This window comes from Nitrosomonas communis (assembly GCF_024102715.1).
In the GTDB taxonomy this organism is placed as follows: Bacteria; Pseudomonadota; Gammaproteobacteria; order Burkholderiales; family Nitrosomonadaceae; genus Nitrosomonas; species Nitrosomonas communis_B.
Genome location: NZ_JAGFJM010000051.1, coordinates 1 through 11,365, shown reverse-complemented (window position 1 = coordinate 11,365; position 11,365 = coordinate 1). Strand labels below are relative to the sequence as shown.

Sequence of the window (11,365 nt, the reverse complement as noted above, 5' to 3'; positions counted from 1 at the left end):
ACGTGTAGGCGTTGCGCCCCTGTCTCATACGGGCCGCGCCAACCTGATTTTTTAAGTGCCCGCTCCAGCAGGCTTACTCCATCTTTATCCGGCTCGCTCCAAATAGCAAAGTACGAATGGACCGTGCACCACTTCGGAAATTCGCTTGGCAACATGCGCCACTGGCAACCGCTCTTGAGTAAATACAACACCGCACAAAATACTTCGTACAAATCGATTCGACGTGGACTGGTCTTCTTGCGTGCACTTTCCAGCAGTGGACGGATCTGCTCGAACTGTTCGTGACTGATATCACTTGGATAACGTGTTCTCATCCTGCAAGTATCACACTTTTTCTGTTAAACGAAAAGACTTTGAACGGGCTTTTAACGGCAGATTTCTTGATGCTGAATGTCTAAACTTGAGGAAGGGTAACAAATGTATGCAACTGCAGTATTTTCTTTTTAATGACAATTCATTAGTATCTTTGTGCAATTTTAATACTATAACTTATTGAATTGTGAGGCTAAAAAGAGTGTGACCATATTTTTTATAAACAAAGAAGTTTCCTCATAATATCAAAGAATTAAAGTTATCTCTTTTAAACTCTTTGTAGCTAAATAGCTTCCTAAATTGGGTCGCTGAAGAAACTTGATTGCAAAAAACAACAGCTTGTAGCAGCAAGAAACGAAGGGCTACGTAAAGTTGATAGTAATTTCAAAATAATATCTTATAACCATTAAATATATTGGAGTTAATGATGAAAAAACAGAATTTCCGACATCGTACAGGCTGGTTTTTGGTGGTTATGGTTATGGTGGGCATTTTCGGGCTTGTGGCTACTATTTCTAGCAACGCTCAGACTGTGATTAGTCCTGGCAATGGTCAAGGCAACGGCATTGGTCAAGGCAACAATAGCAAAAATGAGAATTCTGCTCGACCAGGTAAAGGTAATAAAGGTGCTGGCGCACGCGCTTTGGCTAACATTCGGAATCTGGGGATAGTGCCTTCTCCCCCGCGGCCACCAAAGGCCAAACCAACCCAACCTAAACCTGTTGGAAAAGTTGTGCCGGCTGAAGATACGATTAGGGGTGCTCAGTCTTTAGGTTTGGATTTACCAAGCAACCAGGCGGCACTGACCAACCAGGCGGCACTGACGATCAGTCTTGCCGAAGACCCGAACAACCCGATTAGCACCCTGATTCTGTATGACACTAGCGGACCGTGGGGTTTCCTGGGTGAACTCTACGCTCAGATGACTGCCAACCTTGTATCCCATTTCGGGACATGGCAGGCTCGTCCGGTAGGTACGTACACGGCCGGTGACATGAACGGCTTTAGCGCAGTGATTTATATCGGATCAACCTATGACGAACCACTGCCCGTTGCCTTCCTTACTGACACGCTGGCTGGTACTACCCCGGTCTTGTGGATGTATGACAACATCTGGCAGCTAACGGCGTATTCCAGCGACTTCCAGGCGGCCTACGGATGGAACTGGGCCGGGTTCGATTTCAGTTCGATCGGGACCGTCAACTACAAACTGACTGATCTGACCCGAAACACAATAAACCAAGGGGGTATTATGACCTACGCCAATGCCGATCCAGCTCGGGTTGAATTTCCGGCGATGGCAAAGAGAGCTGATGGAACCAGCTTCCCCTGGGTGGTGCGTTCCTTGAATTTAACTTACATCGGAGAGGTTCCATTTGCATACATGGATCATAATGACCGCTATCTCGTTCTGGCCGACTTGTTGTTTGACCTGCTGGCTCCTGCTACTGTCGAACGGCATCGAGCACTGGTTAGAATCGAAGATGTTGGGCCTGATGCTGATCCCCAGGAGCTAAGGCAAATTGCCCAGGCGCTGTCTAATCGCAGCGTTCCATTTGCGGTAGCCGTGTATCCCCGTTACGAAGACCCTCATGGAGTATACAACAACGGCGTGCCTGAGGCCTACGATCTTGTTAGCAAGCCCGATGTTGTCGAGGCTCTAAAATTTATGCAATCCAAGGGGGGGACCTTGCTTATGCACGGCTATACCCATCAGTTTGAAGATTTGATCAATCCCTACAATGGCGTTAGTGCGGAAGATTTTGAATTTTACACTGCTCACGTGGATGCCAATGATTCGGTTATCTATGACGGACCGGTACCAGGTGATTCCGAGGCGTGGGTAGCTAACCGTATCGCTCTGTCTGAAGCGGCATTTGTAGCGGCCGGGTTGGCAGTTCCGACAATCTTTGAGTTTCCCCACTATGCCGGTTCGGTGACCGACTACATGGCGGTACATGAGCGGTTTGGGATACGTTACGATCGTGGTTTGTATTTCCCGGGTAACTTAAGTCAACAACCTATCGACTACAGTCGGCTTGCTGGGCAGTTTTTCCCCTATCCTGTGAAAGATATATACGGCAGTGTGGTTATTCCAGAGAATATCGGGAATATCGAACCTGAACCATTTAACAATCATCCGGCTCGACTTCCGGAAGACCTACTTGCTGCCGGTCAAGCCAACCTTGTCGTTCGTGACGGATTTGCTAGCTTCTTCTACCATCCGTATTTGGGGCAGAGTATGCTTCTTCAAGTGGTGGATGGGCTCAAGCAACAAGGCTACACATTTGTCACTGTAGACAGCCTCAAGCCATAAGATCAAACGCCCTTATCTTTGCCTTCTTGGCGATATCACTGACACTGATTTCAGAGATAAGGGTTTAGGAGTCGATTTAAGGGAAAGTTGCGAAAAGTTTTTAGGCATAAAATTAATTAAAATTATCTGGTGAATAAATGGATAAAAAGAAAATAGCATTGATTATGGGGACACGTCCTGAAGCCATCAAAATGGCTCCCATCGTATATGCTCTTAAACAGCGATCCAGTGATATTGATACAGTGGTAATTGCAACAGCCCAGCATCGGCAGATGCTTGATCAAGTTTTATCGTTGTTTAGCATTGTTCCGGACATAGATCTTGATTTGATGAGGCCAAATCAAAATTTAAATGATTTGACTTGCAGCGTGCTGCAACTGATGCAAAAAACTCTTGAAGATGTAAAGCCGGATTTGTTGATGGTTCAAGGGGATACAACCACAGTCTTCGCAGCTTCAGTGGCAGCATTTTATCTAAAAATACCTGTTGCACATGTTGAAGCAGGATTGCGCAGTCATGATTTGTACAACCCATTTCCGGAGGAAGCGAATCGTCGATTAACTTCTGTATTGGCTCAAATTCATTTGGCACCCACTCCATTAGCAAAAGAGAAATTATTGAATGAAGGCGTCAACGAAGAAAATATTTTTGTGACGGGGAATACAGTGGTTGATGCAATGTCAACACTGCTTGACGTACCATTCTCTTTTCAAGGTTCTCCCATCGAAAATTTACCTCTGAGTCAGCACCGTGTCATTTTAGTTACATCACATAGAAGAGAGTCGCACGGAGAAGATCTAAAAAATACTTGTTTGGCGTTAAAAGAAGTCGTTCAGCGTTTTCCAGATGTCATGGTCGTTTATCCCGTTCATTTAAATCCGAATGTCAGGAAAACGGTGATGGAAATTCTGTCTGATGTTGAACGTATCGCATTGACAGAACCGGTTGATTATCTCTGTTTCTTAAATTTGATGCGAAATGCTCATCTCATTGTTACCGATTCTGGTGGTGTGCAGGAAGAGGCGCCGACCCTTAAAAAGCCGCTATTGGTATTACGAAAACTGACAGAAAGACCAGAAGCTTTTAACGCAGGGTTATCAAAAATTATCGGTACATCAATACATAAAATTGTTGATGAAATCAGTCTGCTATTAATTGATGACAAGGCATATCAGGCGATGATTGGCAGTAATCCTTTTGGTGATGGAAAAGCGTCCGAGCGAATCGCTGAATTGGTCTGCAGATGGGCAAAAAATCAAAAGCCTCTATTGCCATCTGAAAATGAGTTTAAGGGCTGAACTATAACATAATATTTATATTCGGTTTTCTATAAATATGGATAATATTCCTTATCTTTTAGTTGTCATGCAAATGTTGATGGCATTTGTATGTATTGTTTTTTTTATCAGCGGTCTTGATGATCTGTTTATTGACTTATATTTCTGGGTTAGGCGTTTTTATCGCAAATTTTTTGTGATGACAAAATATCAGCCATTAACAGAGCAGCGGATATTAGATAAGCCGGAACAGTTTATTGCCATTATGCTGCCAGCCTGGGATGAGTCGGCAGTTATTGGTCAGATGCTTAGGAATACAATTAAATCAATCAATTACACCAATTATCATATTTTTGTTGGGGTTTACCCGAATGATCCGAAAACCAGAACAGAAGTTGAGAAAGTCATGGTTGAAAGTGATCATGTTCATCTTTGCATCACTGGAGATGATGGGCCGACAAACAAAGCAGATTGCCTTAACTGGATTTGCAATGGAATCAGAAAATTTGAGCAAAAAAATAATATCGAATTCGCCTGTTATATTATGCAGGATTGTGAAGATGTAATACATCCATTATGTTACAAATTATTTAATTATCTGTTCCCAAAAGCAGATATGGTGCAACTGCCAGTATTATCATTACCCCGTAAATGGTATGAATTTACTGGTGCACACTATCAAGACGAATTTGCTCAATTGCATTACAAAGATTTACCGGTAAGAGAATCTATTACCAAGAGCATTCCAGCAGCCGGCGTTGGTGTTGCTTTTAGCCGGAAAGCTATTAGTGTTGTTGCCAATAATAATAATCAGATTTTTAGTACCAATTCTCTAACAGAGGATTATGATTTCGGATTCAAGCTCAGAGAATATAAGTTAAAACAAATGTTTGTCCGTTTGTTTGTGGATAGAACAATAACCAAGAGGTCTTTTATTACAGGGAAAAAGAAGCAAGTAAAAGTTAAGGAGTTAGTTTGTATCAAAGAATTCTTTCCAAACATTTTTTGGGCTTCGGTGCGGCAAAAATCACGGTGGGTGCTCGGTATTGGTTTGCAAGGCTGGGCAAATTTGGGATGGAAAGGGCCATTATCCATTAAATATATTTTGTACCGGGATCGAAAAGCTTTAATTACTAATTTAATTAATTTACTCGGTTATATTATTGTCTTGGTTGTTGTCTCAATCTGGATAATAATCAGTTTGGATCCAAATGCTTACCAATATCCGCCCTTGGTCGAGGAGGGAACATTTTTATGGTACCTGATTGCAATCAATGCTTTTTTTCTGGGGCTTAGAATTTTTCACCGTGGCTACTGTGTTAAACAACTTCATGGTTGGACTCAGGCTTTTCTTTCTTTTCCAAGAATGGTGTGGGGCAATGTGATTAATTTTTTTGCGACTACCAGGGCTTTGTCACAATATATGAAATATTTAAGAACCAAAAAAACAATTGGCTGGGATAAAACTGATCATGTTTATCCAGAAGATAATGCTCTGAATGTATTTAAACCGAAATTAGGAGAGTTCTTGATTAGCACAGGAATTATTACAAAAGAACAACTAGATAATGCGTTATCAACGCAAATAGAGCAACCTCGTTTATTAGGTGACATTTTAAGTGAGCTGGGTTATGTACAAAAAGTTCAGCTGGAATTGATCATAGAAAATATGTAGTCAAATTTTATTACTCGTATTTAAGAAACACGATAAAAAATAGGATTTTTGATGGCTAAGCCATAGAAATATGGGCTTAGTCTGATTTTTTAACATAAATTGTTTTTTCTTTGTGAATTGAACAATAAATAAATCATTTTTCCGATTCCGATTAAGTCAGCAAGAAAAAGAAAATTTATATGAAGCGCATACTCTTCAAAGAAGGGCATATCGTTATGAACTATGAAAGAACGGAAAAATAGGTTTGATGGTGACATCATGCACCAAAGGACCAATAGTTGACTATCTGAAATTGCTCTCAATTCAGTGATAAGTATGTTTACAAATACTTGACATTTAATCTGGGAGATTAACGCGTGGCCCGGCTTTAAAAGAATTTAATGAGCATTGTCATAAAGCGCAGCAGTTTATAATAGAAATACGGGAAGCAGGGTATATATATATTGCAATTTTTACTTGATAAAATATTAGCAGGTAAAGGTCAAAAATAAGGCTGAGAAATGGTATTGACCTGGGTGTTCAAATTAAAATTAAGGTTATTTTTTGCTGCAATAGGAAGCTTGATGTCTATACTGGTTATATTTACCAGTCATGCTGCTGATCCAGCATTAAGCCAAAATAAACAAGATTATTATTTGGATAAAATAGTCATTGAACGATCTGAGCGTTATTTGGAGCCTGTGGTACGAAAATTTCGTAGTTTTCCACATTTGGATAAAGCCTATCGTTTAATGGATGAGAATAAATATCCTGAATCCAAGATCGAGTTTCAGAAATTCTTTGAAATCGATCCATTCGATATTAAAGCAAGAATGGCTTATGTCATCATGTTATATAAAAGCAAAGAATATCAAGAGGTAATTCAACAAGCGAGCTTGGCATTAAAACAAATTGGCAATAGTGTGCCATTCCTTCTATATCGTGCTTTAGCTCATAATGCTTCCGGAAATAATGCGCAAGCGCTTAAGGATTTTAACTCAATAATCGCAAATAGCGATGTTCTGGAGGAAGATAGACTATTTGCATTAGAAATGTCATTAATTATCTTACTAGAACAAAAAGCATATCGACAATCTTTAGTTTTTTTTGATCAATACCCTGTTCAAAAAAAAGATTTTAATTATTTTATGCGCTATGCGATAGCAAGAGAAGGTTTAGGTGAATATGATTTGGCTAGGGAAATGCTTGATAAGGCTTTATTACATTCTAAAACAAAGAATGAATCTATAAAGGCCTATTTGGCATTAGGTAACATTTATCAAAAAAGCAAAAGGCCTGATTTGGCAGTTAGTGCATATCAAGCTGCATTAGCAATTGATAGAGGCAATCCTGAGATATTACGGTCACTAGCTTATATATATTACGATTTGGGTCATCTGGATAAAGCCATTGATATGATGAATGTGCTTTTGAAACAGCGGTATGATGATGATGATCAAGAATTTCTGGCTAACCTTTTTTTTGCAAACAAAAATTATTCATCCGCAGCAAGCTCATATGAAACATTACTCTTGAAACAAACACAGGAATCTGATTTATATCGTACTTATATGTTGATAGGTCATGCCTATAGTAATGCAAAACAGTATGACATGGCAGTTAACGCTTTTCAGCATGCTGCTGAAATAAAACAATCCAGTGAAGTTATGCAATCTTTGGCCAATGCATTGGAAAATAAAGGTGACATTGGCAAAGCAATTAAGGTCTATCGTGATTGGTTAAATAAAGAAAAAAGCACAGAGGCATATATTAAATTAAGTAATCTTTATATCGGTTCTGGCGATATGAATAATGCTTTACAATCATTAGAGTTAGCACTTCAATCTGGCGCATCTAAAGAACAGCAAAAAACTGTGTATCGATCTCAAGGTGAATTGCTTTATCAGCAAAAAAAATATGCACAGGCTAAAATCGCATTTCAAAAAGCAGCAAAAATTGATTCAGCTGATCTGGAATTACTGAATTCATTGGCTTTGACAAGTTTAAAAACTGGCCACTTAGAAGAAGCTTCAGACACTTTGAAGAAAAGTCTGAAAATAAGGGAATCGATTAATACCTTGTTTATGTTAGCTGAAGTTGAAAAAAGTCTAGGAAACTGGGAGAGGTCAGTTGAAATATATCGTCATTTAATTCAACTTAATGGATTAAATTCAAAGCAAAAAAGCAATGCGTTAACAAATCTGGGGCTGTTGTATCTCGACCAAGGGCAAGAGCAGCCGGCACTTGATTATCTAAGAGCAGCAGCTTCTATGGATGAGCAAAACTGGGTGATCAACCGAATCCTAGGTAACGCGTATGCCAGTTTTGATCGGTGGAATGATGCGCTTGTACAGTATCGGTCTGCATTATCAAAACAAAACAATTTGGAAAATTTGTTGAACTTTGCCCAAGCCAACGGCAAGCTGAATAAAATCGACATTGCTGCTTATTATTATCAACAAGCGATGGAGCAAGCGGATAAAGATGGCGTTAACTCCGAGGAGAAAAAGACAGTTCTTGATAAATTTGGCTATTTTTTAGTGAATCAAAGGGAATATAAACAGGCCGCAGATAAATGGCGGCAATCTTTGCAAATCAAAGACGATCCGATTATCAGAGTGAGGCTGGCTATGCTGCTTAGTTCTGAATTTGATGATGATCAATCTTTAAGCCAATTAGAGTCAATTGATAGAAATAGCTTATCTGTAGAGCTGAATGCTGAACGATATGATTTTATTGCTCAACAGTATGCAAAAAGAAAACAGTTTTCGAACGCAATTAGTGCTCAGATAAAAGCGCTTGATTTTATAAAAACAGCAGAGCGGCACTATATGTTGGGAAATTATTTTCAGTCTAATGAGCAGAATAAAGAAGCTCTTGAACAGTTTAAGCTTGCTGTTGATAGAGATCCAGATAATAAAATTTTTGTAGCTGCATTAGGCTATGCTTATTCGAATAATGATCAACCTGATCAGAGTATACAGATACTTGAGAATGTCGTAGAGAAAGATCCTGAAAACCTTGGGTTGCATAAAGATCTTGCTTACCTTAGTCTGAGAAATTCAGATAATAAAGCAAGTAAGTACTGGTTTAAACAAGCCATTGATTTGAGGGTTGCGCAATTAGGCAGTAATCAGCTTGATGTAATTAATAAGGATAATGAACTTGCCAATTTAAGAAGAGAAGTGAGGGAGTTAGATGATAATTTTAATTTCACTGCTTATTTTGGCTATAGACAAAACAATAATACCGTAAACCCAACTGGAGCTCCGGGGATTCTTGGTGGTGTTATTCCTTCCCAAGGTGGTGTTGAACTGAATTATCGACCGCCTATTATCGGATTGCGTGATGGGCGAACCTTCACATTGTTTTCGCGTATGCTCTGGTCTATGGAGCCTGATTCATTCAAGGTCGATTCAGAAACATTTCAGTCTACTGTTGGAATCAGATATAAACCTTTTAAAACACACAATTTTAATTTAAGTGCAGAAAAACTAATCAAGATTGGAGATAGTTCCCAGAATAACTGGTTGATTAGAGGAATGTATGGATGGACAAATGGATTTGACATCAATTTCGGGAAACAATACTGGAATTACACAACTTTATTTGGCGATCTAGGTTATTTTGTTGAATCTCCTGCTATATTGAGTTTCTTCGGTGAGGCCCGTCAAGGAATCAGTTATAACTTATGGAACAACATAGTTATAACACCGCACGCAGTGATTGATGGTCGAATTCAGACAAAAGATGAGAGTAACCTGTCCTATTTAGAAGCTGGCGGTGGATTATCGTTGAAATATTACTTTAATCAAACTAGGTACTCAGCTCCTAGATCTTATATTGAATTTTTATTTCAGTATAAAGCTGGTATTGTAAATATTGAAAGTGGTTTTAATGCAATTGGGATTTTCAGATATTGAGTCGTATATCCAGGAATTATAGCGTGAGACGTTTTTACTGGGTGTGGATATGTTGTTTGATGATAATAATGATTGTTCTCAGTCAGTCGATTTTTTTAAAAGAACCAGAACGAATTTATCCAATTCAAGGGACGTTTATTCAGCTTCTTGAAAACTCACATGGACAATGGGATGAAAATGATTGGTTGATTTTCTTCTCGTATCTTAAAAAACTAAAGATATCTGATTTGTACTTGCAATGGACAGTTGCAGATACACGCGCTTTTTTTTCCAGTAGTTCGTTTCAGTCTGTTAAGTTTCCTCCATTAGAAATCATTTTAAAATTGGCCGAGCAGTTTGATATAAAAATTAATATCGGTTTAGTTTACGATTACGAGTATTGGAATCAGATTACTAAAAATTCACATCAAGTGAAGATCTATTTGGACGAATTGCTGAGTCGTTCTATATTTGCTGCTGAGCAAATAACCCCAATCGCCATAAACTATAAATCATTTAATGGATGGTATATTACTGAAGAAGTGGATGATATAAACTGGAAATTAATTGACAAAAGAGAGCTTCTATTTTCTTATTTAGGACAATTAAGTAGCGCGTTAGAGAAGTTGACACCTGGCTATCAAATTGCAATTTCAGGATTTTGTAACGGGCAAATCGAGATTACAGAATTTAATAAATTTTGGAATCAATTGTTTAAGCGAACAAGAATTAATTTGGCCTTGTTTCAGGACGGAATCGGGACGAATAAATTGACTTTCTCCAAGTTACCTGATTATCTTGCAGCTTTTAAGCAGTCTGCAATTGATAATCAGAGGGAAATAGGCGTTATTGTTGAAATTTTTCGTCAAACGGATGGTTATCCAATCAATAAAAAACCATTTCAAGCGGTTCCTGCTGATTTGTTCAGAATCAACCGGCAGCGGCAACTAGCAAGCAGGTTTTCGCAGAATATAATTGCTTTTAGTATCCCAACTTACATGATGCCGATAGCTGGTAATTCTGGAGAAGCTCTCTATAACAGGTATTTGGCTGATATTGAAGAGAAAACCAATTCCAATTCAAGACTGGAGCGGTTAAGATAAATCACTCATCTTTTCGTTTCAGGTTTAATCTAGGGCCTCTTCTAAGACTCATAAACCTGGGTTCCTCTCGGTTGAGTGGGTGGAGTGTGCGGTTTTACAGCTGCAGGGCAAGGCGCAACGATATGGTAATACTTAGGGCTTGCTCAGAAAGTATAAGCAATTGTTTCTACACTTAAATGTCGTAAAAATTAATATTTAAGTGTCAGGTTTTTGAATAAATTATGCCGAAATCCTTGCATTTGATTTGAACGCAAGCTCACTTATATTTGATCAATTTTTATTAAATTGCATATTATTGCGGATAATATGCTTTATGAGACAATTAGTTATGAATTATAAATTTTGAACGATTATGAGAAATACTTTTTGAGTAGATTCTACTTAGTCGGCCCTACAAAATTCACCCGGCTGCTAATATAGTTTTAGCATGCCGAGTATTCGCATCAACAGTTATAAGTTCGCTCCTTATAGGATTGACCAGCTGAATCAATAAAAGGCGCAAAAAAAGCCACCTTCAGTCCCAGGCGAACCATTGCTCGCAACAGCCAGCGCAGGATATAACCCGCTGCGCACAGTACTGCATGGAGCGCATCGCCCAGTTTGCCCTGTAACCAGCAACGATCCATCTGATGATCTGATTTTAGGTGTCCGATTGCTGGCTCCACAGCTTGACTGAAGTGGTACCCAAAAACTGGACAGGTTGTTAAGCTCTGGCAAAACAGAAAAGGAGTGAAATAACCATGAGCAAGAAGCGCGCGCAATATTCCAGTGAATTCAAAGCGAAAGTTGCATTGGCAGCC

General features: G+C 39.1%; 5 protein-coding genes and 2 pseudogenes. 5 read left to right on the top strand and 2 right to left on the bottom strand.

All coding sequences use genetic code 11. The features are described from left to right. A pseudogene (locus J5I83_RS04990) lies at positions 1-314 on the bottom strand (transposase); the annotation flags it as partial. 425 nt (positions 315-739) lie between these two features. Between J5I83_RS04990 and J5I83_RS04985 the strand changes: the two are divergent. From J5I83_RS04985 to J5I83_RS04965, 5 genes are all read left to right on the top strand, one after another. Then, positions 740-2,629, top strand: a complete 1,890-nt coding sequence (locus J5I83_RS04985) for a polysaccharide deacetylase family protein (RefSeq protein ID WP_304053790.1) — start codon at positions 740-742, stop codon at positions 2,627-2,629. Positions 2,630-2,766: 137 nt separating this feature from the next. Beyond that, positions 2,767-3,927 (top strand): non-hydrolyzing UDP-N-acetylglucosamine 2-epimerase, encoded by a 1,161-nt coding sequence (gene wecB, locus J5I83_RS04980; RefSeq protein WP_304053788.1) that lies wholly within the window; start codon positions 2,767-2,769, stop codon positions 3,925-3,927. 37 nt (positions 3,928-3,964) lie between these two features. Beyond that, positions 3,965-5,581 carry a glycosyl transferase family protein gene (locus tag J5I83_RS04975; RefSeq protein WP_304053785.1) on the top strand — a complete coding sequence of 539 codons (1,617 nt, stop codon included), beginning with the start codon at positions 3,965-3,967 and terminating at the stop codon, positions 5,579-5,581. A 563-nt stretch (positions 5,582-6,144) separates the two neighbouring features. Then, complete coding sequence (locus tag J5I83_RS04970; protein ID WP_304053783.1) at positions 6,145-9,483, top strand: tetratricopeptide repeat protein; 3,339 nt, start codon at positions 6,145-6,147, stop codon at positions 9,481-9,483. 68 nt (positions 9,484-9,551) lie between these two features. Beyond that, positions 9,552-10,565, top strand: coding sequence for a DUF4434 domain-containing protein (locus J5I83_RS04965; protein WP_304053781.1), 1,014 nt, complete (start codon positions 9,552-9,554; stop codon positions 10,563-10,565). A gap of 443 nt (positions 10,566-11,008) precedes the next feature. Here J5I83_RS04965 and J5I83_RS04960 read toward each other — a convergent pair. Beyond that, positions 11,009-11,365: pseudogene (locus J5I83_RS04960) on the bottom strand (hypothetical protein); the annotation flags it as partial.

What these genes read in the sequence shown, in the direction of transcription:
- J5I83_RS04965 (WP_304053781.1), top strand. Translation starts at nt 9,552, where the DNA reads ATGATTGTTCTCAGTCAGTCGATTTTTTTAAAAGAACCAGAACGAATT.
- wecB (WP_304053788.1), top strand. Translation starts at nt 2,767, where the DNA reads ATGGATAAAAAGAAAATAGCATTGATTATGGGGACACGTCCTGAAGCC.
- J5I83_RS04970 (WP_304053783.1), top strand. Translation starts at nt 6,145, where the DNA reads ATGTCTATACTGGTTATATTTACCAGTCATGCTGCTGATCCAGCATTA.
- J5I83_RS04975 (WP_304053785.1), top strand. Translation starts at nt 3,965, where the DNA reads ATGGATAATATTCCTTATCTTTTAGTTGTCATGCAAATGTTGATGGCA.
- J5I83_RS04985 (WP_304053790.1), top strand. Translation starts at nt 740, where the DNA reads ATGAAAAAACAGAATTTCCGACATCGTACAGGCTGGTTTTTGGTGGTT.